This window comes from Cellulomonas flavigena DSM 20109, from assembly GCF_000092865.1.
GTDB classification, from domain to species: Bacteria; Actinomycetota; Actinomycetes; order Actinomycetales; family Cellulomonadaceae; genus Cellulomonas; species Cellulomonas flavigena.
In genome coordinates this window covers 1,885,237-1,909,871 of the sequence record NC_014151.1, presented here as the reverse complement: position 1 = coordinate 1,909,871, position 24,635 = coordinate 1,885,237, and the positions used below count along the sequence as shown (strand labels likewise).

Here is a 24,635-nt window from a genome sequence, read left to right as displayed (position 1 = left end):
GGGACCCCTATGCGCTTCCTGCCCGGGCACTCGCCCACGTCCGACCTCACCTACGGCGACGTCTTCCTCGTGCCGTCCCGCTCGGAGGTCACGTCGCGGTTCGACGTGGACCTCGCCACGTCCGACGGCACCGGGACGACGATCCCCGTCGTCGTCGCCAACATGACGGCCGTCGCCGGGCGCCGCATGGCCGAGACGGTCGCCCGCCGCGGCGGTATCGCCGTGCTGCCGCAGGACACGCCCGAGGCGGTGGTGCGCAAGGTGGTCACGACCGTCAAGCAGCGCCACCCCGTCGTGGAGACCGCGACCGTCGTCGCGCAGGACGACACCGTGCACACCGCCCTGACGCTCATCGCCAAGCGCGCGCACGGAGCCGCGGTGGTCGTCGACGACGGCCGCCCGGTCGGCGTCGTCACGGAGGCGGACTGCCAGGGAGTCGACCTGTTCACGCAGGTCGACCAGGTGATGACGCCGGACCCCACGACGGTCGACCTCGCGGTGATCGAGGAGGGCGGCACGCACGGGCTGGAAGACGCATTCGAGCAGCTGCACCGCTCGCGCCGACGTTTCTCCCCCGTCGTGTCCGACGGTCGCCTGGTCGGCGTGCTCACGCGTGTGGGCGCCCTGCGCTCATCGATCTACACCCCCGCGCTCGATGCGCAGGGGCGCCTGCGGATCGCCGCCGCCGTCGGCATCAACGGCGACGTGCGCGCCAAGGCCGCCGCGCTGCTCGACGCCGGTGTCGACGTCCTCGTCGTCGACACCGCGCACGGCCACCAGCGCAAGATGCTCGACGCTCTCGCCGCGGTCCGCTCGCTCGACCCGCAGGTGCCGGTCGTCGCGGGCAACGTGGTGACCGCCGAGGGCGTGCGCGACCTCGTCGAGGCGGGCGCCGACATCGTCAAGGTCGGCGTCGGACCGGGCGCCATGTGCACCACGCGCATGATGACCGCCGTGGGCCGCCCGCAGTTCTCGGCCGTGCTCGAGTGCGCCACGGAGGCTCGCCGCCTCGGCAAGCACGTGTGGGCGGACGGCGGCGTGCGCCACCCGCGCGACGTCGCCCTGGCGCTGGCCGCGGGCGCGTCGCAGGTGATGGTCGGGTCGTGGTTCGCCGGTACGCACGAGTCTCCGGGTGACATGCGGACCGATTCCCAGGGCCGGCTGTACAAGGAGAGCTTCGGCATGGCGTCGGCGCGCGCCGTGGCCGCGCGCACGCAGGGCGGCTCGGCGTTCGAGCGCGCCCGCAAGGGCCTGTACGAGGAGGGGATCTCGCACTCGCGGATGTACCTGGACCCACGCCGACCTGGTGTCGAGGACCTGCTGGACCAGATCACGTCCGGCGTGCGCTCCGCGGCCACGTACGTGGGCGCGACGACGCTCGAGCAGCTGCACGAGCGCGCGGTCGTCGGCATCCAGTCCGCCGCGGGCTACGACGAGGGCCGGCCCCTGCCCGAGGGCTGGTGAGCGTCGTGCGTCCCGTGCTCGTCCTGACGCACGCCCCGCACGAGGGGCCGGGCGCGATCGCCCGCGCGCTGGACGGCGTGCCGTACGGGGTGCGCACCGTCCTCGACTCCCCCGAGCCGCGCCTGCCGGCGCTGGCGGACGTGTCGGGTGTCGTCGTCATGGGCGGCCCGATGGACGCGGACGACGTCGTCGGGCACCCCGGTCTGGCGGCCGAGCGCGGTCTGCTCGCGGCCGCCGTCGACGCCGACGTGCCCGTGCTCGGCGTGTGCCTGGGCCACCAGCTGCTCGCGCTCGCGCTGGGCGCGCGGCTGCACCGGCGCACGGCGCACGAGGTCGGGTTCGCGCCCGTGCACCTCCTGGCCGACGATCCGGTGCTCCGCGGCCTCGGCGACGTCGGTACGGCGCCGACGGTGCTGCACTGGCACAGCGACGAGGTCGACCTGCCGGACGGCGCGACGCTGCTCGCGTCGACCGACGCGACGCAGGTGCAGGCGTTCCGCGCGGGCAGCGCGCTGGGACTGCAGTTCCACCCCGAGCTCGACGTCTCGATGCTCGACCTGTGGCTCGCGACGCCCGACATGGTCGGCGATCTGGACGACGACGAGGTCGCCACGATCCGGGCGGACGGTGCGAAGGTGCTTCCGGACCTCGCGCCGGCGGCGGAGGCCGTGTTCGCCGCGTTCGCCACGCAGGTCCGGGCGCGCGCGTGACGACCGACGCCCGGGCGGACCTCGTGCGCGTCGCGCGCGACGGGGTGCGTTGGCCGGGCGCCCCGACGAGCGGCCGGGTCCCGGTGCCCCGGCGCCGCTCGGCCGTCCTCGTGCTCTTCGGCGTACTCGACGACGTCGGCGCGCACGCGGCGCCGGGCAGCGTGCCGGTGCCGGGCGACCTCGACGTGCTGCTGCAGCGCCGGTCCGCGGACCTCGCCCACCACCCGGGGCAGGTGGCGTTCCCCGGTGGCGGTGTCGACCCGGAGGATGACGGACCCGTGGGCGCCGCGCTGCGCGAGGCCGTCGAGGAGACGGGCCTGGACCCCACGGGCGTCGACGTCCTGGGCACGCTGGCCGACGTGCCGGTGCCCGTGTCCGACAACCTCGTGACGCCCGTCCTGGCGTGGTGGAGGCGCCCGTCCGCCGTCGCCGCGGTCGACCACCGCGAGGCCGTCGACGTCTTCCGTGCGCCCGTCGCGGACCTCGTGGACCCCGCGCGCCGGGCGGTCGTCGTTCACCCGGCCGGGCGCGGACGCGTCCGCACGCCGGCGTTCGAGCTCGAGGGTGGCGTGCTCGTGTGGGGCTTCACCGCGCTCGTCCTGTCCGGCGTGCTGGACACCGCCGGCTGGTCCGTGCCGTGGGACACCTCCCGTACCGTCTCCCCGTGACCGCGCCGACCACACCGTCCCACCCGCTCATCGAGATCGATGTCACCGCAGACCTCGCGCGGGCGCTGCTGGTCGCGCAGCACCCCGACCTCGCCGACCTGCCGCTGCACGGTCGGGGCTCCGGCTGGGACAACCTCACGTGGCGCCTGGGCGACGACCTCGCGCTGCGGTTCCCCGTGCGGGAGCTGTCGTCCACGCTGATCGAGCGCGAGCAACGATGGCTGCCGCTGCTGGCCCCGCGCCTGCCGGTCCCGGTACCGTCCCCGGTCCGGGTCGGACGCCCGAGCGACCTCTACCCGTGGACGTGGAGCGTCGTGCCGTGGCTGCACGGCGACTGCGTGGCCGCGACGCCCGTGGCCGGGCGGACCGCCTGGGCGGAGCAGCTCGCCGACGTCCTCGCGGCCTTCCACACCGCCGCCCCGCCGGACGCCCCGACGAACCCGTACCGCGGCGTGCCGCTCGCCGACCGGTACGCCGTCATGGTCGAGCGCCTGACGCCGGACCTCCCCCACGTGGCCGCGCTGCGCGACGCGCTCGAGGCCGGGCTGGCGGCGCCGGCCTGGGAGCGCCCGGCCGTCTGGGTCCACGGCGACCAGCACCCGGGCAACCTCGTGAGCCGCGACGGCGAGCTCACCGGTCTCCTCGACTTCGGTGACCTCTGCTCCGGCGACCCGGCGAGCGACCTCGCCACCGCCTGGATCACGTTCGACACCGCGGGGCGCGAGGCATTCGTCGCGCGGACGCAGGAGGTGCGCGGCTGGGACGACGCGACGTGGGTGCGGGCGCGGGCGTGGGCGGCGGGGACCGTGCCCGTGCTCCTCGCCCACCCGGACGACTACCCCCTGATGGCCGCCGCCGGCGAGCACACGGCCGCGCAGGTCGCCGCCGGCTGAGGCGTCAGCGCACGACCACGACCTGCGGGCCGGCACTCACATCGGGCGGCCGGTGACGCTCACGTAGATCCCGGCACTCAGGGCCAGACGTGGCGGTGACGTGCGCGTAAGAGGTGCGGACCATGTCCTCGAGGACCGCGAGATCGACGTCGTCAAGGCGCTTGAGGTAGAGGCACGACACTCCGGTGGAGTGCGGTCCGAGGCGTGACAGCTCGTCCTGGAGGTCGTCGAACCCGAGCGGGAAGTACAGCGTCAGCGACGCCTTGCGCGGCGAGAACCCCGCCGCCGCCGCATCGCCCTCGCGACCCGTCGCGTAACGGTAGTGGTAGCTCCCGAAGCCGACGATCCCGCCGCCCCAGACGCGCGCCGGCTGCCCGGTCGCACGTTCCAGCACCGGCAGCAGCTGCTGCGCCTCGGCGCGCCGACGCGCGTCGGCGACCTGGGCGAGGAACGTCCCGACGTCGGACGCGTCCCGCCCCTGCTCGTGCACGGCGCCCGTCATGCCCCGAGCATCCCACGCCGCGGGCGCCGGGGCCGCGGCGCGACGTCAGCGTCGAGCGCGACCCGCGGCGAGGACGACGGCGCCCACGACTGCGGACACCAGCGCCGCGACCAGTGCCGCGTACACGAAGGGCACAGCGTCCGCCGGCACGGGGCACCCGGCGGAGGAGTCCTCGCCCGGGCAGGACACCCACGGCTGCCACAGCACGACGACGCCCAGCACCACGCCCCAGCCGGCGAGCAGGGCACCCAGCAGGGTCGTGCGGCGGCGGGTCGCGGTCTCACCGGGGAGGGCCATGTCGGAATGGTGACGTATCGGGCGCTGCCCGAGACCTGCTCGACCCGGACGGCACGACGGGACGCCGAGGTCATCGGCCGCCCGGGTGACCGGGAGCACCGCGTGGGGTGACGGGCGCCCTGCGACGACGAGCCCGGCACCGCGTCGCGGTGCCGGGCTCGTGCGCGTCAGCGGACGTCAGGCCACGCCGGCCACCTGGCGCAGCACGTACTGCAGGATGCCGCCGTTGCGGTAGTAGTCCGCCTCGCCGGGAGTGTCGATGCGCACGACGGCGTCGAACTCGACGACCGAGCCGTCGGCCTTCGTCGCCGTGACCGCGACCGTGCGGGGCGTCGTGCCCTCGTTGAGCGCCGTGACGCCCGCGATGTCGAACGTCTCGGTGCCGTCGAGGCCGAGGGAGTCCGCCGACTCGCCCTCGGGGAACTGCAGCGGCAGCACGCCCATCCCGATGAGGTTGGAGCGGTGGATGCGCTCGAACGACTCGGTGATGACCGCGCGCACGCCCAGCAGGCGCGTGCCCTTGGCGGCCCAGTCGCGCGACGAGCCCGAGCCGTACTCCTTGCCGCCGAGGACCACGAGCGGCACGCCCGCGGCCTGGTACGCGACCGAGGCGTCGTAGATCGTCGTCTGCTCACCGGTGAGGTGGTTGACCGTGAAGCCGCCCTCGACGCCGGGCACGAGCTGGTTGCGCAGCCGGATGTTGGCGAACGTGCCGCGGATCATGACCTCGTGGTTCCCGCGGCGCGAGCCGTAGGAGTTGAAGTCGCGACGCTCGACGCCGTGCTCGGCGAGGTAGACGCCGGCCGGGCTGTCCGCCTTGATGGAACCCGCCGGGCTGATGTGGTCGGTGGTCACCGAGTCACCGAGCTTGGCGAGGACGCGCGCCCCGGAGATGTCCGTGACGGGCTCCGGAGCGGCACCCATGCCCTCGAAGTACGGGGGCTTGCGCACGTACGTGGACTCGGCGTCCCAAGCGAACACGTTGCCCTCGGGCGTCGGCAGCGCGCGCCACCGGTCGTCGCCCGCGAACACGTCGGCGTAGTCCGACTCGAACATCTGGCGGTCGATCGACGCGTCGATCGTGGCCTGCACCTGCTCCGGCGAGGGCCAGATGTCGCGCAGGAAGACCGGCTCTCCGGCCTCGGTGGTGCCCAGCGGGTCGTTCTCGAAGTCGAAGTCCATCGTCCCGGCCAGCGCGTAGGCGATGACCAGGGGCGGCGACGCGAGGTAGTTCATCTTCACGTCGGGGTTGATGCGTCCCTCGAAGTTCCGGTTGCCGGACAGCACCGAGACGACCGACAGGTCGTGCTCGTTGACCGTCGCGGAGATCTCGTCCGCGAGCGGGCCGGAGTTGCCGATGCACGTGGCGCAGCCGTAGCCGACCAGGTGGAACCCGAGCTTCTCGAGGGACGGCCACAGGCCGGCCTTCTCGTAGTAGTTCGTCACGACCTGCGAGCCGGGGGCCATCGACGTCTTGACCCACGGCTTGGCCGTCAGGCCCTTCTCGACGGCGTTCTTCGCGAGCAGTGCCGCGGCGAGCATGACCGACGGGTTCGACGTGTTCGTGCAGCTCGTGATCGAGGCGATGACGACGTGCCCGTGGTCGAGCTCGGTCGTCGTGCCGTCGGCGAGCGTCACCGGCACGCGCTTGTGCGGGCGGCGCGCGGGCTCGGAGCCCTCGACCTCCACGGGCGCGTCGGACGCGTCCTCGTGCTCGCCCGCAGCGATCGGGTCGGACGCCGGGAACGTCTCGGCCACGGACTCGTCGAGGCCGCTGAACGGCGCGGCCTCGTTCTCGGCGACGTAGTCGAGGATCGACGTCGCGAACGACTCCTTGGCCGCGGACAGCTCGATGCGGTCCTGCGGGCGCTTGGGGCCGGCGATGGACGGCACGACGGTCGACAGGTCGAGCTCGAGGTACTCGGAGTACACCGGCTCGCGCGACGGGTCGTGCCACAGGCCCTGCTCCTTGGCGTACGCCTCGACGAGCGCGAGCTGCTCCTCCGAGCGGCCGGTGAGCCGCAGGTAGTCCATCGTGACGCCGTCGACCGGGAAGATCGCCGCCGTGGAGCCGAACTCGGGGCTCATGTTGCCGATGGTCGCGCGGTTCGCCAGCGGCACCGACGCGACGCCGTCACCGTAGAACTCGACGAACTTGCCGACCACGCCGTGCTGGCGCAGCAGCTGCGTGATCGTCAGGACGACGTCGGTCGCGGTGACGCCGGACGGGATGCTGCCCGTGAGCTTGAAGCCGACGACGCGCGGGATCAGCATCGACACCGGCTGGCCGAGCATCGCTGCCTCGGCCTCGATGCCGCCGACGCCCCAGCCGAGCACGCCCAGGCCGTTGACCATCGTGGTGTGCGAGTCGGTACCGACGCACGTGTCGGGGTACGCCTTGCCGTCGCGGACCATGACCACGCGCGCCAGGTACTCGATGTTGACCTGGTGCACGATGCCGGTGCCCGGGGGCACGACCTTGAAGTCGTCGAACGCGGTCTGCCCCCAGCGCAGGAACTGGTAGCGCTCGAAGTTGCGCTGGTACTCGAGCTCGACGTTGCGCTCGAACGCGTCGCGCCGGCCGGCGACGTCGATCTGCACGGAGTGGTCGATGACGAGCTCGGCCGGTGCGAGGGGGTTGATGCGTGCCGGGTCGCCGCCGAGGTCGGCCACGGCCTCCCGCATGGTGGCGAGGTCGACGACGCAGGGCACGCCGGTGAAGTCCTGCATGATGACGCGCGCCGGGGTGAACTGGATCTCGGTGTCGGGCTGCGCGGTCGGGTCCCACCCGGCGAGCGCGCGCACGTGGTCGGCGGTGATGTTCGCGCCGTCCTCGGTCCGCAGCAGGTTCTCGGCGAGGATCTTCAGGCTGTACGGCAGGCGCTCCACCCCGGGGACGGCCGCGAGGCGGTAGATCTCGTACGAGGCGTCACCGACCTCGAGGGTTCCCTTCGATCCGAAGCTGTCGACGCTGCTCACGGGTGCTCCTTCGCTCGCGGTGCCCGGGCGTCAGGACGCCCGGCGTGTCCGGGGGGTGGTCTGCGACCCAGCCTAGGACCGGGTCGGCACGGCCGTGCCGCGGACGGCTCCGCCACCTCGCGCTCCGGCCGACACCCCGCAGGATGCGACGTGCGGTGCGACGACGGCGAGACGGCGTCCGCGCGTGCCCCTGGACGAGTATCTTGATGTCGAGATACATCGTAGCGCGTCCGACCCGGATCCGTGGCACACGTCCACACCGCGGCGCGGCGCGGGCACCCGGCCCGCGCCGCCCGCCTCGCGTCACCCGGCGCTGGGCTCCTGGCTCGCCCGCAGCGCCTCGGCCGCCTTGCGCTCGGCCTCGATCGCGCGCTCGTGCGCGCGGGGGTCGTAGTCGGGCGTGCCCTGCTTGTGCAGCTCCTGGGTCGCGATGCGGCTGGCCTCCGCGAGCCGCCCGGCAAGGTCCTGCGACGCGGTCATCGTGCGCTCCTGTCGTCGGTCCTCGACGGGGCCCGGATCGTCCCGTCGGGGCCCGCCCCGCGGGCCCACCTCCACGCTAGGCCCGCACACGTCGCTCCGCCACGGCGGGTCAGCGCGTCAGGACCGCGACCGCCTCGACGTGGTGGGTCATCGGGAACAGGTCCAGGCCCGTGACCGTCACGTCCGACCAGCCACGCTCCGCCAGCAGCGCGATGTCGCGCGCGAGCGCCGCGGGATCACACGCCACGTACACGACGCGCGCGGGCCGCAGCGCGGCCACCGCCTCGACGACGCGCCTCCCGGCGCCCGTGCGCGGCGGGTCGAGCACCACGACGTCCGCGGCCGCGGCGGGCGCGACGGCACCCCGGCGGCCCGTCAGCACGTCGGCGACGTCACCCGCGTGCAGCTCCACCTGCGGGCGGTCGTGCGCGTTGCGTCGCGCGTCGCGCACGGCGCGCTCGTCACCCTCGACGGCCACGAGCCGCCCATCGGTACCGACCGCGTCCGCGAGCGGCGACGAGAACAGCCCAGCCCCGGAGTACAGGTCGAGCACGGTCGCACCGGCCACGTCGCCGACCGCCTCGAGCACGCGCGACGCGAGCAGCGCCGGCGCCTCACGGTGCACCTGCCAGAACCCCGCCGCGGCGACCCGGTAGACGTGCTCGACACCCGCCACGGAGACGCGCTCACGCACGGCGGCGCGCGCGTTGGGCCGCCGGTCGGGCCGGTGGGCGTGCAGGTCGAACGGTGCGCCGTCGAGCAGCACGATCGGCGACGAGCCGTCCGCCGGTGCGACGGCCTCGATCCGGGACCCCGCCGGCCAGCGTCGTTCGAACAGACGCAGCGCCGCGACGTGCTCGGTGGCGAGCGGCATGTCGTCCAGCGCCACGACGTCGTGCGACCGGTGCGCACGCATGCCGGCGCGCCCCTCGGCGTCGACGTGCAGGTCGATGCGCGTGCGCCACGCCAGACCACCACGCGCGTCGTCCCCGGGCGCCGCCTCGACGGTCGGCGTCAGGTCGAGCCGCGCCAGGCGCCGCAGCTGCTCGGCGAGGACCGCCTCCTTCCACGCACGCTGCGCGGGCAGCGCGACGTGCGCGAGCTCTCCCCCGCCGGCACCGCCCGGTCCGGCGGCCGGCCACGCGGACGGCACCCGGTCCGCGGACGCGTCGAGCACCTCCACGGCGTCCGCCCGCCAGAACCTCGCGTCGGGCGCCGCATCGGTCAGACGCGCACGCACGCGCTCGCCGGGGAGCGTGTGCCGGACGAACACGACACGCCCCTCGTGCCGGGCCACGCAGTGACCCCCGTGGGCGACGGGCCCGATCTCCAGGTCGACGGTCGTGCCGGTGCGGGGGGTGTCAGTAGCCACGCGGCACGGTACCCCGGACGGAGTCCTCGAGCCCCGTCTGCCCCGCGCTCGACGCGAGCTGCCACGGCACCGACGCGACCACGACGCCGGGGGTGAACAGCAGTCGGCTCTTGAGGCGCAGCGCGCTCTGGTTGTGCAGCAGGTGCTCCCACCAGTGACCCACGACGTACTCGGGGATGTAGACGACGACGATGTCGCGCGGGCTCTCGCGACGGATCGAACGGACGTAGGTCAGCACGGGGCGCGTGATCTCGCGGAACGGCGAGTCCAGCACCTTCAGCGGCACGGGCAGGTCCGCCGCGTCCCACTGCGCGCGCAGCGCCGCGACCTCGTCGGCGTCGACCCCCACGGTGACCGCCTCGAGCACGCTCGGGCGAGACGCCCGCGCGTAGGCCAGCGCGCGCATCGTCGGACGGTGCAGGTGCGAGACGAGCACCACGGCGTGCACGCGGCTGGGCAGCGCGCGCGCCGCCTGCAGGTCGGTGCCGAGCGCGAGCTCGGCACGCACGCGCCCGTAGTGCTGGTGGACCGCCTGCATCACGAGGTACACCATCCCCATCGCGAGGATCGCGATCCAGGCACCGTGCGTGAACTTGGTGGCGAGGGCGATGAGGAGCACGGTGCCCGTCATCCCCAGACCGATCGCGTTGACGACGCGCGAGCGACGCATGCGCGACCGTGCGCCCGGGTCCGGCTCGGTCCGCAGCGCGCGCGTCCAGTGCCGCACCATGCCGAGCTGCGACAGCGTGAACGACACGAAGACGCCGACGATGTACAGCTGGATCAGGCGCGTGACCTGCGCGTCGAACGCCCAGACCAGCGCGATGGCGGCCGCCGCGAGCGTGAGGATGCCGTTGGAGAACGCGAGCCGGTCGCCCCGCGTGTGCAGCTGCCGCGGCAGGTACCCGTCCTTCGCGAGGATCGACCCGAGCACGGGGAAGCCGTTGAACGCCGTGTTGGCGGCGAGCACCAGGATGAGGCCCGTGACGACCGACACGACGACGAACAGCACGGGGACACCGGAGAACACCGACGCCGCGAGCTGGCTGATCACGGGGTGCTGCTCGTAGTCCTCGCCCACGGGCACGCCGTCGCGCAGCAGCTGGGTCGCGGGGTCGTGGACGAACCGCACCCCCGTGGCGCTCGCCAGGAACAGGATCGACATGATCATCGTGATCGAGATCCCGCCGAGCAGTGCGAGCGTCGTGGCCGCGTTGCGCGACTTCGGCTTGCGGAACGCCGGCACCCCGTTGCTGATGGCCTCGACACCCGTCAGCGCCGCGCACCCCGACGCGAACGCCCGCAGCACCAGGAACCCCCCGGCCAGGCCCATGAGCCCCTGCTCGAACCCGGACTCCGCCACGACGCCGAGCGTCGCGCTCTCGGCGGGCGGCAGCGTGCCGGTGAGGTGACGCACGGCACCCACCACGGCGAGCGAGCCGATCGCCCCCATGAAGAGGTACACCGGGATCGCGAACGCGCGCCCGGACTCCTTGACGCCACGCAGGTTCGCGAGTGCCAGCACCGCGACCAGGCCGACCGCGAACGACGTCTCGTGGCCCCGCAGCGCGGGCACCGCCGTCGCGGCGTACTGCGCTCCCGAGGAGATCGACACCGCGACGGTCAGCACGTAGTCGACGAGCAGAGCACTGGCGACGCCCACGCCGGCCCGCGGTCCGAGGTTCACCGAGGCGACCTCGTAGTCACCGCCACCCGAGGGGTACGCGTGCACGTTCTGGCGGTAGGACGCGACGACCGTGAGCAGGACCAGGGCCACCGCCAGGCCGACCCACGGCGAGATGGTCAGCGCCGACAGGCCGGCGATCGAGAGCGTGAGCAGGATCTCGTCCGGGGCGTACGCGACGGACGACAGCGCGTCGGACGCGAACACCGGCAGGGCGACACGCTTGGGGAGCAGGGTGTGGCCGAGCCGGTCGCTGCGGACCGGTCGACCGAGCACGAGCCGCTTGGCGGCGTCCGCGAGGTCCGACACGAGCAGCGATCGTATGCCCGCGACGTGCCGGCTGACACGTCCGCCGCGCGACGTGGTCGTGCGCACGCGGTGCGGCGTGCGCACCCCGACGGGTATAGCGTGACCGGCTGTGCACTTCGTCATCATGGGATGCGGACGTGTCGGGGCCACCCTGGCGCAGTCCCTGGAGTCCCGCGGCCACTCGGTGGCCGTGATCGACCAGAACCCCGACGCGTTCCGCCGGCTCGAGGCCGGCTTCTCGGGCAACAAGGTCACCGGTCTGGGGTTCGACCGCGACACCCTGCGGACCGCCGGCATCGACGACACGTACGCGTTCGCCGCGGTGTCCGACGGTGACAACTCGAACATCCTCGCCGCCCGCGTGGTCCGCGAGACGTTCGGCGTCGAGAACATCGTGGCACGCATCTACGACCCGCACCGCGCGGAGATCTACCAGCGTCTCGGCATCCCCACCGTCGCGACCGTCCGGTGGACCGCGGACCAGGTGCTGCGGCGCATGCTCCCGATGGGCATGACCGACGAGCACCGCGACGCCTCCGGCCGGATCCAGCTCGCCCAGGTCGACGTGCACCCCGCGTGGACGGGCCGCCCGCTGCACGCGCTGGAGGACGCCAGCGGCGGACGGGTCGCGTACGTCACGCGCTACGGCGAGGGGCTGCTGCCGACGCCCGACGCGGTGCTGCAGGAGAACGACGTGCTCCACATGCTGCTCGCGGTGGCGGACGCGCCCGCGGTCGAGCGCGTGCTGACCGCTCCCCCGGCGGTGGACGCATGAGGGTCGTGATCGCGGGCGCGGGGTCCGTCGGCAGGTCCATCGCGCGCGAGCTGCTGGCGCACGACCACGAGGTCACGCTCGTCGACCGGCAGCCGTCGGCGATGCGCGTCGCGCAGGTCGCCGACGCCGACTGGCTGCTGGCGGACGCGTGCGAGCTCCCCACCCTGCGCGAGGTGCGCGCCGACGAGTGCGACGTCGTGGTGGCCGCGACCGGCGACGACAAGGCCAACCTCGTCATCTCGCTGCTCGCCAAGACCGAGTTCGGCGTGCCACGCACGGTCGCGCGCGTCAACAACCCGAAGAACGAGTGGATGTTCGACGACGCGTGGGGCGTGGACGTCGCGGTGTCGACGCCCCGCATCATGACGGCGATGGTCGAGGAGGCCGTCGCGGTGGGCGACCTCGTGCGCATCTTCACGTTCCACCAGTCGAAGGCGAACATCCTCGAGCTGACGCTCCCCGAGGGCTCGCCCCTGGCCGGGGTGCGCGTCGGTCAGGTCGACTGGCCGACGGACACCGTGCTCGCGTGCATCGTGCGCGACGCACGCCCGCTGGCCCCCAGCCCGGACGACACGCTCGAGGGGCGTGACGAGCTGCTCTTCGTCACGGGTCGTGACGTGGACGAGGAGGCGCTGCAGCGTCTCCTGACCCGCGGACCAGCATCCAGCTGAGCCACAGCGCGACGGCCGTCAGCGGCAGGCCCATCGCGAGCTTCGCGGTGCCGAGCCACACGACCTCGTCGAGGTAGTACAGCGGCACCTGGACGAGCAGGCGCAGCGCGAACATGCCGACCCACGGCCACGTCGCGAGCGCGTAGCGGCGGCGCAGCACCGGGTCCTGGCGCCACTCGACGACGGCGGACCACGGCCCACCGCCCAGCGGCCCGCGCCCGGACAGCATCCCCATGAGGAGGCCGACCACCGGCCACCCGACGAGGACGGAGACGAGCGTGCCCACCAGGTACGTCACGTTGACCAGCAGGCCGTACGCGAAGTAGTCGCTCGCGTCGCCGGTGCGCCACGCCCAGACCACACCGATGCCGACGCCGAGCACGCCGGAGAACGCCTGCGTCACCGGGGTGCGCTGCACGAGCCGGGCCACGACGGCCAGCAGTGCGGCCGCGGACGCCGCGATCAGCGCCGGCCGCAGCTGCTGCCCGGTGGCGATGTACACGACGACGAACAGCAGGCCGGGGGCGACGGCCTCGACGGCCCCCCGCACGCCGCCGACGGCGTCGGCCGCCGAGAACTCCTCGGCGGTCAGCGAGCGCAGGCCGCGGGCACCGCCCTCCTCGGGTGGGACGACGTCGTCGACGGCGTCGAGCACGAGCGCGTCGTCGTCGTGCCGGTCGTGCCGGTCGCCGGTCGGCTCCGTCATGGGTTCACTCCCCGGGTCGTGCGCGCAGCTCGTAGCGCGGGTTGAAGACCGTGCGACGTCCTTCGACCACGCACACCATGCCGTCGGCCTTGAGGCGCCGACCCGGGTCGATGCCGGCGATGCGCCGGCGGCCGAGCCACACCAGGCGCAAGGAGCCCGACCCGTCGTACAGCTCGGCCTCGATCGCCGGCACACCCTCGCGCGGGCGCAGCGTCACCGACCGCAGCACGCCGGAGACGGTCGCGTGCTCGCGGTGCGGCAGCGCGTCGACCGGGCAGCAGCCGGGCACGCGCAGCGCGTCGGCGCGCTCCTCGTCGGCCTCGATCTGCGCCTGCGAGGCGAGCACCTTGCGCGCACGTTCGGCGAGGGTCATCCGATCTCCGTGATCTCCGGCCCGCGCTCGGGCGGGGCGAACCGCGGCTGGGCGGGCGGCGGGGGCGGCGGGGTCGCCCCGCCCGGCAGCTGCAGCGGCAGCAGGTCGCGCGGTGGGCGCGCGTCGGTGCCCCGCACCACGACGACCTGGCTGAACAGCTCCTCCAGCGTCCCGGCCGCGTCGGGCTCGACGGCCGCACGGCCGGTGAGGACGCCGCGCAGGAACCAGCGCGGGCCGTCGCTGCCGATGAAGCGTGCGGGTCGGTGTCCCGTGCGCCCCTCGGGCGTGCGGACGGGCAGCCGCGCGAGGAGCTCACGGCCGAACGGCCCCGGCAGGTCGTCGACCGTCCCGCCCTGCTGCGTGATGGAGGCCGCGATCTCGTCGCGGATCTCGTCCCAGATGCCCTCGGTGCGGGGCGCCGCGAAGGCCTGGAGCTGCAGCGACGAGCCCTCGAGGAGCACCGCGACGGCCGAGACGACGTTGGTGGCCTTGTCGACCTCGAGACGCACCTCCATGCCGTCGACCTGCGGCAGGTGGATGGCACCCAGGTCGACGCGCGGCAGCGCCGGGACCGGGCCCTCGACGTCCCACGGCCCCCGGGCGTCGGCCGCGGGGGCGTCGCCCTGCTCGACCTCCTCGGCCGGCTCCTGCTGCGGCGGGACGTCGGCGGTCGCGTCGGCCTCCTTCGACCCACGACGGAACAGACCCACGTTCACTTCCTCCGACCGGCGCTCACGCGCCCTCGTCCTGCACCGACGTCCCCGTGACCTCAACGCCGATCACGACGACACTAGTTCCACGACCGACCGGCGGCCGCCCGGCGGTCACGCCGTGGACGCCTCCGCCGCCGCCCAGCCGCCGCTCGACCCGAAGCCGCCCGCGCCGCGGACCGAGTCCGGCAGCACGTCGACCTCGACGAACCGCGCGTGCTCGACGCGCTGCACCACGAGCTGCGCGATGCGGTCGCCGCGCCGCAGCGTGATCGGCTGCGCGGCGTCGGTGTTGAGCAACGTGACCGCGATCTCGCCGCGGTAGCCCGCGTCGACCGTCCCCGGCGCGTTGACGACCGTGAGCCCGTGCCGCGCCGCGAGGCCCGAGCGCTGGTGCACGAACGCCGCGTACCCCACCGGGAGTGCGATCGACACCCCGGTCGGGACCGTGGCACGCGCACCGGGCGCCAGCGTGACGTCCTCGCGCGCCACGAGGTCCGCACCGGCGTCCCCCGGGTGCGCGTAGGCCGGTGACGGCAGGTCGGGGTCGAGGCGGCGCAGCAGCACTTGCACGCCCCCGGCGGCGTCGTCGGAGCCCTGCGGGCTGGTCGCTGTCACGGGGGCCGACCCTACCGCGCCGCGCGACGTCACGGGCACGCCGGCTCCGCGGGGGTGACGCCGACATGTCCGCGGCGCGCGGCGCGTCGGCGGTCACCGCCCGCACGGTGCGATCCTGGGGGCATGAGCACGACACCCGAGCCCGTCACGCCGACCGCGGCGACGTCCGACGCGCCCCCGGGACGCCCGGCGTTCCGCGAGCGCCTGTGGCCCGGCCCGCTGGGGTGGGTGGCGGTCGTGGCCTTCGCCGCCGTCCTCGGCGTGGCGTTCGTCCCCGTGGACACGCTGCTGGCACTCGTCGTCGGCGCCATCGCGCTCCTCGGGGGCCTCGCGGGCGCCGTCCTGACGACGCCCCGCGTCGAGGTCGAGCGGGGCGAGCTGCACGCCGGCACGGCGCGCATCCCCGTGCGACTGCTCGCCGCGCCACGGGTGCTCGACCGCGAGTCGCTGCGCACCGAGCTCGGGCCGGCGCTCGACGCCCGCGCGTACGTGTGCCTGCGTGCGTGGATCGGTACCGCCGTGCGCGTCGAGGTCCGCGACCCGCAGGACCCGACGCCCTACTGGATCGTCTCGACGCGTCGACCCCACGACCTCGTCGTCGCCCTGGGGGGCCGGGCCGCGAGCGCGTAGCCCGTCCGTGGTCCCGTGACGACGACGGCCGGCCACCCCCCAGGGGTGACCGGCCGGTCGGTGGGTCGCGGTGCGGTCAGGCCGCGCACTCCGAGCACACGGGCGAGCCCTCGCGCTCGTACGCGAGCTGGCTGCGGTGGTGCACCAGGAAGCACTTGGAGCACGTGAACTCGTCGGCCTGGCGGGGAAGGACGCGGACGGAGAGCTCCTCGCCGGACAGGTCGGCGCCGGGGAGCTCGAAGCCCTCGGCAGCCTCCGTCTCGTCCTCGTCCACCACGCCCGAGTTCTTGTCGGAGCGCCGGGCCTGGAGCTCCTGGAGCGAGTCCTCGCTCAGGTCCTCCTCGGTCTTGCGCGGGGCGTCGTAGTCGGTTGCCATGTGGTGGCGTCACACTCCGTCTTCTGCAGCGGTGGTCGTGGTACGCGGGATCAATGCGCCACGCCAGCGTTTTGTTCCCCGCGCGGACGGATTGTGCATCACTGCAGGCCCTGATGCGAACACGGACGTGCGACCATCTCGTCACACCCGGGCCCGAACACTGCCCATCGGGGCATCGCCGCAGGTCAGGCCGCTGTCGAGGCGGTCCGGTGCCACCGAGGTCTCACCCGCTCGCGGCGGGCGTGTCGGGGGCGTCCGCACCGAGCTCCTCGAGCAGCGCGACGAGGTCGGCGACGCGCTCGGTGGCCCCCGCGACCGTCATGGCGTCACCCGCGGGTGAGCCCCGCAGCCCCGTGACGACGCCGCCCGCCTCGGCGACGACGAGCGAGGCGGCGGCGAGGTCCCACGGCTGGAGCCCGCGCTCGTAGTAGAGGTCGAGCCGGCCGGTCGCGACCTGGCACAGGTCGACGGCGGCAGCGCCCATGCGGCGCACGTCGCGCACCTGCGGCAGGAGCGCCGCCAGGACGCGGGCCTGCGCGCGCCGCCGCTCGGCGACGTACCCGAACCCGGTGGCCAGCAGGCAGCGCTCGAGGGGCGGGGCCGGGCGCAGCTCCAGGCGGCGCCCGTCGAGGAACGCCCCCCGACCACGGCCCGCGGTCCACGTCTCGCGCGTGGCGGGCGCGTGGACGCACGCCGCCAGGACGGTCCACGTCGCAGGCGTCGGCTCGCCGACGACCGCGGCGACGCTGACGGCGTACGCGGGCAGACCGTAGAGGTAGTTGACGGTGCCGTCGATGGGGTCCACGACCCACGTGACGCCGGACGAGCCCGCCAGGTGCCCGCCCTCCTCCCCCAGGACCGCGTCGTCCGGCCGCAGCCGGGCGAGCGTGCGTCGCACGAGCTCCTCGGAGGCGAGGTCCATCGCCGTGACGACGTCGACCGCGCTCGACTTGGTCGCGGCGACGCCGAGGTTCTCCGGTCGCCCGTCGTGGACGAGGGCACCGGCCGCGCGGGCGACCTCCTCGGCGACGGCGACGAGCTCGGCGACGGACGCGGGCCCGACGGCTCTCGGGTCGTGGGACGGGTGCACAGCGCCATCCTGCCGCAGCGCGCCGGTCTCACCGACCACTGGACGGGCCGGTACCCCGCCACGGTCCCGGTGCGTTCAGCCGGAACCGCAGCGCCGCGACCCGCAGTGCGAACACGCCGGCGGCCACCGCGGTGAGCGCCACGGCACCACGCTGGTCCGCGTGCCACAGCACGGCCATCGCGATCGACCCGAGCAGCGCCGGGACCGCGTAGAGCTGGCGCTGGTGCAGCACGACCGGCACCTCGCCGGTGAGCAGGTCGCGGAGCATCCCCCCGCCGATGCCGGTGAGCACACCGACGACGACGGCGGCGAGCGGCGTCGCGCCGTACTCCAGCCCCTTGACGGTGCCGACGACCGCGAACAGCGCGAGGGCGCCCGCGTCGAGCACGAGGATCATGCGCCGTGCGCGCTCCAGGCGGGGGTGACCGAAGTACATGACGAGACCGCCGACCAGCGCGGCCGCCATGAGCCGCCCGTCACTGATGCCGACGGGCGGCACGGCACCGATGAGCACGTCGCGCAGCACACCGCCGCCGAGCCCCGCGGCCCACGCGAGCACGAGGATGCCGAACAGGTCGAACTGCTTGCGCACCGCGGCCAGGGCACCGGACATGGCGCCGACGACGACCGCGAGCAGCTCGAGGACCGCCCGGACCGGGACGTCGGGCAGCGCGGGCACGTCCATCCGCCCATCCTGGCGCGGCGCGACGCGACGCGGGCCGCGCCGCGCCGCGCGGACCGCGGCACACCGGGACAGGTGCGCGCGTTCCGGCCCGGGAGGTGGCAGGCTCCCTCCTGGAGCCCGAGGAGGTCGTATGGGTGAGCTGGAGCTGGTCGGTCTGCACGAGGACGGGGAGCACCTCGTCCTCGTCGCGCCCGACGGGCAGCGCTTCCGCCTGCGCATCGACGACCCGTTGCGGGCCGCGGTGCGCCGTGACCGGCCGCAGCTCGAGCAGCTGCGGGCCGAGCAGGCCGGTGCGCTGAGCCCGCGCGAGATCCAGTCGCGGATCCGGGCGGGTGCCACCGCGCAGGAGGTGGCCGACGCCGCGGGCGTGCCCGTCGAGGCGGTCCGCCGGTACGAGGGACCCGTGCTCGCGGAGCGCGAGTACGTCGCCGAGCAGGCGCAGGCCACGCGCGTCGGGCGCGACTCGGGCGCACCGCTGCTGGGCGAGCTGGTGACCGACCGGCTCGCCGCGCGAGGTGTGGACGTGGCGTCCCTGTCGTGGGACGCGGCCCGCGAGGGCACCGGACCGTGGGCCGTGCTCGCGCGGTTCGTCGTCGCGGACGAGCCGCGGGTCGCCCGGTGGACCTACGACCCGGTGCGCCGCACGGTCGTCGCGGACGAGGACGAGGCCCGCTGGTTGTCCGAGACCGAGATCGACGAGCCCGTGTCCCGCCGTCACCTGGCGGCGGTGCGCGACGTCGTGTTCGACCTCGCGGCCGTCGACGCCGTCCCGGAGGAGCCCGAGCCCACGCACGCGCTGCTCGACGAGCTGCGCACGCGACGCGGTGTGCGCCAGCCGCTGGACCTCGACGGGCCCGACGAGGAGTTCGAGGGCTTCGGCCCGCAGCACGCCTTCGACTTCGGGCCGGCAGGCCCCGCGGACGAGGCGCCGGCGGTGGACGAGGCGTCCGCGCCCGGTGCGCACCCGGTGGACGCCGACCCCGCGCGCGAGGCGGTGGTGCTCACCCCGGCGCGTGGCGAGCGCCAGGCACCCCGGTCCGCGGCCGCCGACCGTGCCGCCTCCGACCGCGCGGCCCCGGAGCGACCTGCGCCCGAGCGTGCGACGCCGGCCCGCCCGGCGCGAGCGTCGAGCCAGGCGTCGGGCGCGGACGACGAGCCCGAGGCCGCCGCCGGCGACGCGCACCCCGCGGCAGCCGAGCGACGCCCGCGACGGACGCGCGCGAAGGTGCCCAGCTGGGACGAGATCGTCTTCGGCGCGAAGCCGGAGTGACGACGACCGCCCGGTGGGCGGTGCGCGCGCGGACCGCTCAGCGGTCGCCGTCGCCGTCCTCGTCGAACAGCAGCGTCTGGGCCGACGGACCGGTCGCGCGTGCCACGCGAGCGGTCATGCGGCGCACGTGGTGCCGGCGGCACAGCACCTCGTAGGCCACCTCGCCCGACGTGGCCCCGACGTCGCCGACGACGACCTGGTCGCCCTCGACGACCATGACGCCGTCGACCGTCCGGGCGTTGTGGGTCGCGCGGGAGCCGCACCAGCACAGGGCCCGCACCTGGAGCACCTCGACGCGGTCCGCTAGCTCGACGAGCCGCTGCGACCCGGGGAACAGCCGGGCGCGGAAGTCGGTCGTGATGCCGAACGCGAACACGTCGGCCGAGAGCTCGTCGACGACGCGCGCCAGCTGCTCGACCTGCGCCGCGGTGTAGAACTGCGCCTCGTCGGCGATGAGGTAGTCGACCGGGCGCCCGCGGGTGCGGCGCGTGACGACCTCCGCCCAGAAGTCGGTGGTGTCGTCGACCTCGTCGGCACGCCGCTGCAGGCCGAGGCGGGACGAGATCGTGGCGCTGCCCGCGCGGTCGTGCCGCGTGAACAGCACGCCGTCACGCCCGCGTGCGGCGTGGTTGTGATGCATCTGCAGGGCGAGGGTCGACTTGCCGCAGTCCATCGTCCCGGAGAAGAACACCAGCTCCGCCACTCCTCAGCCCTCCCCGCGCACGACGCGCGCGTTCACCCGAGCACCAGCAGCGGCACGAGCATCTCGCGGGCCGTGAGCGACCCGTGCACGCCCCGCAGCGCGATCGACGCGGGTGTCTGCGTCCGTGAGTCCACCACGGTCGCCGCACCCGTCATGGCGACCACGACGTCCCCCACGACCGGGCGCACGCGCTCCTCGACCGGCCCGAACCACCCTGCGTCGACGGCCTCGTCACGGGTCCGCACGACGGCGTCGTCGCCCAGCTCGTCGCGCCAGCGCGTGGCGACGTCCTGCGGGTCGACGCCGTCCTCGACGTGCAGGTGCAGCGCGCGCGGCTCTCCCCCGGTCGTGGCGACCTGCGCGCCGAGCACCGGGTCGGTGCCGACGTCGCGGCGACGCGCGGGGTCGACGTCGACCATGCCGTGGTCGGCCGTCACCAGGAGCAGCGTGTCGCGCGGCAGCGAGCGCGCGAGCCGTGCGAGCTCGCCGTCGAGCTCGGTGAGCGCCTCGCCCCACTGCCACGACCCCCACCCGTGGTGGTGGCCGGTCTTGTCGACGTCGTGCCAGTACAGGTACGTCAGACCGGGCTCGCGCAGGGCCCGCACGACGGCGTCGACGCGGTGCGCGAGCGACTCCGCGGGCACGTACGCGGCGCCGCGCAGCGCCGCGGCGGTCAGACCGGAGCCGTGGAAGCGCGCGGGTCCGACGCTCGTGACCCGCACGCCCTCGGTGACGAGTCGCTCGAACACCGTGGGGTGCGGCTGCCACTGCGTGGCCACCGGCATGTCCGTCCACGAGACGAGGTTGCCGAGCCGGCCCGTGGCCGGCACGCGGACGGTGTAGCCGAGCATCCCCGTCTCCCCCGGACCGCGCCCGGTGCCGAACGCCGCGACCGCGGTCGCGGTCGTCGAGGGGAACGTGCTGAGCAGCGGCTGCGACGCCGCGAGCAGCGGGCGCAGGAACGGCGCGTGGCCGCCGCGCTCGGCGAGGTTGAGGTGCCCCAGGCCGTCGACGAGCACGACGCACACGCGCCGCACGGCGGGCAGGTCGAGCAGGGCCCGGGCCTGCGCGGCTCCCGGCAGGTCGGTGCCGAGCGCGCTCGCGACGGCCGGCATGACGTGCGCCAGCGAGCGGGCACCGGCCCGCGGGGCGACCAGCTCGTCCGGGCGCGGGTCGGACGTCGCCGCCGCCCCGGGCGACGTGGGCGTGCTCACCGGTGCGACGTCGCCGCGGACAGCGTCCGGCCGAACTGCAGAGCCGCCCGCACGGCCTCGCGACCCTCGGCCGCGGCGCTGACGCGCACGACGACGTCGTCGGGCGTGATGGACCCCGACAGGCCGTGGTCGGCATCGCACTGCGGGTCGCCGCACGAGGCGGGCTCGAGGTCGACGCGGGACACGGCGCCCCAGCCGATGGCCAGCGTGAGCTCCGACGCGCCGTCGCCGGCCCGGTGCGACTGCGGGTCGTTGACCACGTGCGTGAACGCCACGGAGCGCAGCTCGCGCAGCGGCACGGCCTCGGTCGTCGCCTGCGCGCTCGCCGACGGGTGCTCGGAGTCGGCGGGGTGGTCGTCGACGTGCGCGACGACCAGGCGGGTCGCGGTGAGCGCGAGGACCGTGACGTGGCGGCGCACCTCCGCGCCGTCGAACGTCGTCTCGGGGTGGACCAGGTGCGCGGTCACGTCCTCGTCGGCCAGGGCGACCTCGAGGACCTCGCCCACGAGGTCCGGGTAGTACCCGGCACGGCGCAGGTCGTCACGCAGCGGTGTGGAGAGGGCAGGCACCCGCTCATCCTCCCATCCCGTGCCGGGGTCGTGGTGACGCCGTCCCCGCCCGCGGTCCGTCACGGCCGGGCGAGCCGCCGTGCCGCGTCGGCCCGGTCCGCGGGCGCGACGGAGGCGTACGCGCCCAGCACCGCCAGACCCTGCGGCGAGACCACCACCGGGTTGAGCTCGAGCGAGCGCACGTCGGGCAGCGCGTCGGCGAGCACCGAGACGCGCGCCACGAGGTCCTCCAGCGCGGTGACGTCGAGTGCCGGCAGGCCGCGGTAACCGAACATCCGGGGGGCGGCGCGCGGCGTGCGCACGAGCTCGGCGACGTCGACGTCGGTGAGCGGTGGCACGCCGTACGTGACGTCCCCGAGCAGGTCGGAGGCGTCGCCCCCCAGGCCGAAGCTGATGACGGGGCCGAACAGCGGGTCCTCGGAGGAGCGCACGACGCACGCGACGCCGTGCGGGGCCATCGCCTGCACCTCGAGCGGCGGGACACCCGGCCCGGGGTCGTGCTCGCCCGCGAGCGCGAGGATCCCGGCGACGTCGGCGCGCAGCTCGTCCGCGTCGGCCACGTCGAGGCGCACGCCACCGAGGTCCGCGCGGTGCCGCAGCGCGGGGACGGTCGTCTTCACGGCCACGGGCCAGCCGAGCCGGTCGGCGGCCGCGACGGCCTCGTCGGCGTCGTGGACGCGCACCGACGCCCACACGTCGACACCCGCGGCACGCAGCAGCTCGGCGGCCTGCGCGGGCTCGAGCGCCACGGGCTCGCCGTCGGTCGCGCCCGACGCGGCGAGCGCCCGCGCCACGAGGCGCCCGGCGGCGCGCGTGTCGACGCCCTCGGGGTGCACGGGCCGCCCGCGGTCGGCGGCACGCCAGGCGGCATAGCGGGCGGCGTGGCCGAGCGCGAGCGCCGCGTCCTCGGGGGCGGCGTAGGCCGGGACCGTGCGCTCGCGCCCGTCCGGGTCGACGGCGCGCAGCTCGGGCCGCACGCCGTGCAACCCGTCGACGCATGCGACGGTCGTCCGGCCGGTGCGCGCGGCCGCCTGCGCGACCTCGGCGGCGAGCACGGGGTCGGGGTCGCCGAGCGTGGGGATGCGGACCACGACGACGACGTCGACCTCGGGGTCGGTGTAGACGCGCTCGACCGCGGCACGGACCGCGTCGCCGGACGCGGACTCGGGCAGCAGCTCGACGCGCGGCGTCACGACGAGCCCCGCCGCGGCGGCGGCCTCGGCGACGAGGGCCGCGACGCCGGTCGAGCTGGCGAGGACGGCCACACGGCGGCCGACCGGCAGCGGCTGGTGCGCGAGCACCTGCACGACGTCGAGCATCTGGTGGACGTTCTCGACGCGGATCACACCGGACTGGCGCATGACCTCGTCGAGCGTGCGTCGCGGCGCGCGCGTCGGGCGCACGGCGTGGCCGGGCGGGACGACGTGCCCGGAGCGCCCCGCGGTGAGGACGACGACGGGCTTGTGGGAGGCGAGCCGACGCGCGACGCGGGAGAACTTGCGCGGGTTGCCGATCGACTCGAGGTAGAGCGCGACGACCTCGGTGTCGTCGTCCTCGCCCCAGAACTGCATGAGGTCGTTGCCCGAGACGTCGGCGCGGTGCCCGGCGGACACGAGCTGCGCGAGACCGAGGCCGCGGCGCTCGACGGCGGCGAGCAGCGTGACCGCGAACGGCGCGGACTGGCAGAACAGCCCGACGCGCCCCGGCCGCGGCGGGGTCTCGGCGAGCGACGCGTCGAGCGTCGTGCCGTCGTGCGTGGCGACGAGACCGTACGACGACGGTCCGACCACGCGCATCCCGGCGCCGTGCGCGACGCCGAGCAGCAGCCGCTGCCGCGCCAGGCCCTCGGGCCCGGCCTCGGCGAAGCCGCCGGACACCAGCACGAGCCCGCGCACGCCGAGGGCCCCGAGCCGGCGCGTCGTGTCGAGGACGCGCGTCGCGGACTGCGCGACGACGGCCAGCTCGACCGGTCCGGGTACGTCGTCGAGGCGCTCGTGGTGCTGGACGCCGTCCGCGTCGGTACCGAGGTCGGGGCTGACACCGACCCCGTGCACCGTGAGCCGCCCGGCGCGCGCCTGCGGCGCGAGTCCTGCGACGACGCGCGCGGCCTGCCGCGCGGCGAGGCCCTCGTCGGCGTCGTCACCGGGTCCGACGACGACGACCGAGCGTGCGGTCAGCAGCGCACGCATCGAGCGCGCCTCGGCGCGGTGCTCCCGGTCGGCCGCCACCGCGAGCGAGCGGTCGGTGGGGTCGATGTCGAACTCGACCTGCACCACGCCGTCCTCGGTGCGCTGCCGCACCGCGTACCCGGCCTCCTTGAACACCGCCAGCATGCGCCCGTTCTGCGGCAGCACCTCGGCGACGAACCGCCGGATGCCGCGCTCGCGCGCCGCGGCCGCCAGGTGCTCGAGCAGCACCGACGCCAGACCCTTGCCCTGGTGCGCGTCGGCGATGTTGAACGCGACCTCCGCCGTCTCGGCCCCGTACGCGTCGTAGCGTGCGACCCCGAGGATCCGCTCGGGCTCACCGGACCCGGGCGACCCGCTGACGGCGACGAGCGCGACGCGCGCGACGTGGTCGACGTTGACGAGCCGCTCGAGGTCACGCTCGGGCAGTCGCTCGAGCGTCGCGAAGAACCGCAGGTAGGTGGAGCGCTCGGACTGACCGACGTGGAAGGCCTGCAGCGCGTCGGCGTCGTCGGGGCGGATCGGCCGCAGGCGGGTCGTGGAGCCGTCCGTCAGCACGACGTCCGCCTCCCAGCCCGCCGGGTAGGGTGCGGCGGCGGACCCCGGTGCGACCACGGGGCCCACCTGCCCGTCTCCGGGGACGACGTCGGCCATGCGGCCAGGCTAGCGGCGCGGCTGCACGGACGAGGGCCCCCACGCGG

The 24,635-nt window shown here is 75.0% G+C and carries 25 protein-coding genes; 8 read left to right on the top strand and 17 right to left on the bottom strand.

Annotated elements, in window-relative coordinates; genetic code table 11:
- Positions 1-9: 9 nt before the first annotated feature.
- From CFLA_RS08680 to CFLA_RS08665, 4 genes are read left to right on the top strand one after another with little or no spacing between them, the layout of a single operon-like run.
- Positions 10-1,464, top strand: a complete 1,455-nt coding sequence (locus CFLA_RS08680; RefSeq protein WP_013116949.1) for a GuaB1 family IMP dehydrogenase-related protein — start codon at positions 10-12, stop codon at positions 1,462-1,464.
- Positions 1,461-2,174 (top strand): type 1 glutamine amidotransferase, encoded by a 714-nt coding sequence (locus CFLA_RS08675; protein ID WP_013116948.1) that lies wholly within the window; start codon positions 1,461-1,463, stop codon positions 2,172-2,174. The genes CFLA_RS08680 and CFLA_RS08675 overlap by 4 nt, the downstream gene beginning before the upstream one ends.
- Complete coding sequence (locus CFLA_RS08670; RefSeq protein ID WP_013116947.1) at positions 2,171-2,842, top strand: NUDIX hydrolase; 672 nt, start codon at positions 2,171-2,173, stop codon at positions 2,840-2,842. Before CFLA_RS08675 ends, CFLA_RS08670 begins: the two co-directional genes overlap by 4 nt.
- The gene (locus CFLA_RS08665) at positions 2,839-3,735 is read left to right on the top strand and encodes an aminoglycoside phosphotransferase family protein (RefSeq protein ID WP_013116946.1); all 897 of its coding nucleotides are present in this window, start codon (positions 2,839-2,841) and stop codon (positions 3,733-3,735) included. The genes CFLA_RS08670 and CFLA_RS08665 overlap by 4 nt, the downstream gene beginning before the upstream one ends.
- A gap of 4 nt (positions 3,736-3,739) precedes the next feature.
- On the opposite strand, the gene CFLA_RS08660 is transcribed toward CFLA_RS08665, so the two are convergent.
- From CFLA_RS08660 to CFLA_RS08635, 6 genes are all read right to left on the bottom strand, one after another.
- Positions 3,740-4,237, bottom strand: coding sequence for a DUF1801 domain-containing protein (locus tag CFLA_RS08660; protein ID WP_013116945.1), 498 nt, complete (start codon positions 4,235-4,237; stop codon positions 3,740-3,742).
- A gap of 45 nt (positions 4,238-4,282) precedes the next feature.
- A complete protein-coding gene (locus tag CFLA_RS08655) occupies positions 4,283-4,534 on the bottom strand; it encodes a hypothetical protein (protein ID WP_013116944.1) in 252 nt (83 codons plus the stop codon).
- 177 nt (positions 4,535-4,711) lie between these two features.
- Complete coding sequence (gene acnA / locus CFLA_RS08650; protein ID WP_013116943.1) at positions 4,712-7,513, bottom strand: aconitate hydratase AcnA; 2,802 nt, start codon at positions 7,511-7,513, stop codon at positions 4,712-4,714.
- A gap of 303 nt (positions 7,514-7,816) precedes the next feature.
- On the bottom strand, positions 7,817-7,993 hold the full coding sequence (locus CFLA_RS08645; RefSeq protein WP_013116942.1) for a hypothetical protein: 177 nt from the start codon (positions 7,991-7,993) through the stop codon (positions 7,817-7,819).
- 109 nt (positions 7,994-8,102) lie between these two features.
- Positions 8,103-9,365: a class I SAM-dependent RNA methyltransferase gene (locus tag CFLA_RS08640; RefSeq protein ID WP_013116941.1), complete on the bottom strand. Its 1,263-nt coding sequence runs from the start codon at positions 9,363-9,365 to the stop codon at positions 8,103-8,105.
- Positions 9,355-11,358, bottom strand: coding sequence for an APC family permease (locus tag CFLA_RS08635; protein WP_013116940.1), 2,004 nt, complete (start codon positions 11,356-11,358; stop codon positions 9,355-9,357). The genes CFLA_RS08640 and CFLA_RS08635 overlap by 11 nt, the downstream gene beginning before the upstream one ends.
- 124 nt (positions 11,359-11,482) lie before the next feature.
- Between CFLA_RS08635 and CFLA_RS08630 the strand changes: the two genes are divergently transcribed.
- Both CFLA_RS08630 and CFLA_RS08625 read left to right on the top strand, forming a co-directional pair.
- Positions 11,483-12,133, top strand: coding sequence for a potassium channel family protein (locus tag CFLA_RS08630; RefSeq protein ID WP_013116939.1), 651 nt, complete (start codon positions 11,483-11,485; stop codon positions 12,131-12,133).
- Positions 12,130-12,804 (top strand): potassium channel family protein, encoded by a 675-nt coding sequence (locus tag CFLA_RS08625; RefSeq protein WP_013116938.1) that lies wholly within the window; start codon positions 12,130-12,132, stop codon positions 12,802-12,804. Before CFLA_RS08630 ends, CFLA_RS08625 begins: the two co-directional genes overlap by 4 nt.
- Here CFLA_RS08625 and CFLA_RS08620 read toward each other — a convergent pair.
- The 4 genes from CFLA_RS08620 to dut all read right to left on the bottom strand — a co-directional run bounded on the left by CFLA_RS08620 (position 12,737) and on the right by dut (position 15,211).
- Complete coding sequence (locus CFLA_RS08620) at positions 12,737-13,510, bottom strand: DUF3159 domain-containing protein (RefSeq protein ID WP_013116937.1); 774 nt, start codon at positions 13,508-13,510, stop codon at positions 12,737-12,739. The genes CFLA_RS08625 and CFLA_RS08620 overlap by 68 nt on opposite strands.
- Before the next feature lie 4 nt (positions 13,511-13,514).
- The gene (locus tag CFLA_RS08615) at positions 13,515-13,883 is read right to left on the bottom strand and encodes an OB-fold nucleic acid binding domain-containing protein (RefSeq protein WP_013116936.1); all 369 of its coding nucleotides are present in this window, start codon (positions 13,881-13,883) and stop codon (positions 13,515-13,517) included.
- Positions 13,880-14,593 (bottom strand): DUF3710 domain-containing protein, encoded by a 714-nt coding sequence (locus CFLA_RS08610; RefSeq protein ID WP_013116935.1) that lies wholly within the window; start codon positions 14,591-14,593, stop codon positions 13,880-13,882. The genes CFLA_RS08615 and CFLA_RS08610 overlap by 4 nt, the downstream gene beginning before the upstream one ends.
- A gap of 114 nt (positions 14,594-14,707) precedes the next feature.
- Positions 14,708-15,211 carry a dUTP diphosphatase gene (gene dut, locus CFLA_RS08605; RefSeq protein WP_043598930.1) on the bottom strand — a complete coding sequence of 168 codons (504 nt, stop codon included), beginning with the start codon at positions 15,209-15,211 and terminating at the stop codon, positions 14,708-14,710.
- Between the two features lie 123 nt (positions 15,212-15,334).
- Between dut and CFLA_RS08600 the strand changes: the two genes are divergently transcribed.
- The gene (locus CFLA_RS08600; protein WP_013116933.1) at positions 15,335-15,841 is read left to right on the top strand and encodes a DUF3093 domain-containing protein; all 507 of its coding nucleotides are present in this window, start codon (positions 15,335-15,337) and stop codon (positions 15,839-15,841) included.
- A gap of 76 nt (positions 15,842-15,917) precedes the next feature.
- Here the strand turns inward: CFLA_RS08600 and CFLA_RS08595 are convergent, their stop codons facing one another.
- The 3 genes from CFLA_RS08595 to CFLA_RS08585 form a co-directional block, all read right to left on the bottom strand.
- Positions 15,918-16,217, bottom strand: coding sequence for a DUF4193 domain-containing protein (locus CFLA_RS08595; protein ID WP_013116932.1), 300 nt, complete (start codon positions 16,215-16,217; stop codon positions 15,918-15,920).
- A 223-nt stretch (positions 16,218-16,440) separates the two neighbouring features.
- Positions 16,441-17,307, bottom strand: a complete 867-nt coding sequence (locus tag CFLA_RS08590; protein ID WP_013116931.1) for an inositol monophosphatase family protein — start codon at positions 17,305-17,307, stop codon at positions 16,441-16,443.
- A 28-nt stretch (positions 17,308-17,335) separates the two neighbouring features.
- A complete protein-coding gene (locus tag CFLA_RS08585) occupies positions 17,336-17,992 on the bottom strand; it encodes a trimeric intracellular cation channel family protein (RefSeq protein WP_013116930.1) in 657 nt (218 codons plus the stop codon).
- A gap of 130 nt (positions 17,993-18,122) precedes the next feature.
- On the opposite strand from CFLA_RS08585, the gene sepH reads away from it, so the two are divergent.
- Positions 18,123-19,262 (top strand): septation protein SepH, encoded by a 1,140-nt coding sequence (gene sepH, locus CFLA_RS08580; RefSeq protein ID WP_013116929.1) that lies wholly within the window; start codon positions 18,123-18,125, stop codon positions 19,260-19,262.
- Positions 19,263-19,299: 37 nt separating this feature from the next.
- Here sepH and CFLA_RS08575 read toward each other — a convergent pair whose 3' ends face one another.
- Genes CFLA_RS08575 through CFLA_RS08560 form a run of 4 tightly spaced genes read right to left on the bottom strand, consistent with a single transcriptional unit; the run spans position 19,300 to position 24,588 of the window.
- Positions 19,300-19,965, bottom strand: coding sequence for a thymidine kinase (locus CFLA_RS08575; RefSeq protein ID WP_013116928.1), 666 nt, complete (start codon positions 19,963-19,965; stop codon positions 19,300-19,302).
- 32 nt (positions 19,966-19,997) lie between these two features.
- Positions 19,998-21,179, bottom strand: coding sequence for an alkaline phosphatase family protein (locus tag CFLA_RS08570; RefSeq protein ID WP_013116927.1), 1,182 nt, complete (start codon positions 21,177-21,179; stop codon positions 19,998-20,000).
- Positions 21,176-21,748 carry a DUF5998 family protein gene (locus tag CFLA_RS08565; protein WP_013116926.1) on the bottom strand — a complete coding sequence of 191 codons (573 nt, stop codon included), beginning with the start codon at positions 21,746-21,748 and terminating at the stop codon, positions 21,176-21,178. The genes CFLA_RS08570 and CFLA_RS08565 overlap by 4 nt, the downstream gene beginning before the upstream one ends.
- Before the next feature lie 59 nt (positions 21,749-21,807).
- Positions 21,808-24,588 carry a GNAT family N-acetyltransferase gene (locus CFLA_RS08560; RefSeq protein WP_013116925.1) on the bottom strand — a complete coding sequence of 927 codons (2,781 nt, stop codon included), beginning with the start codon at positions 24,586-24,588 and terminating at the stop codon, positions 21,808-21,810.
- Between the last annotated feature and the right edge of the window lie 47 nt (positions 24,589-24,635).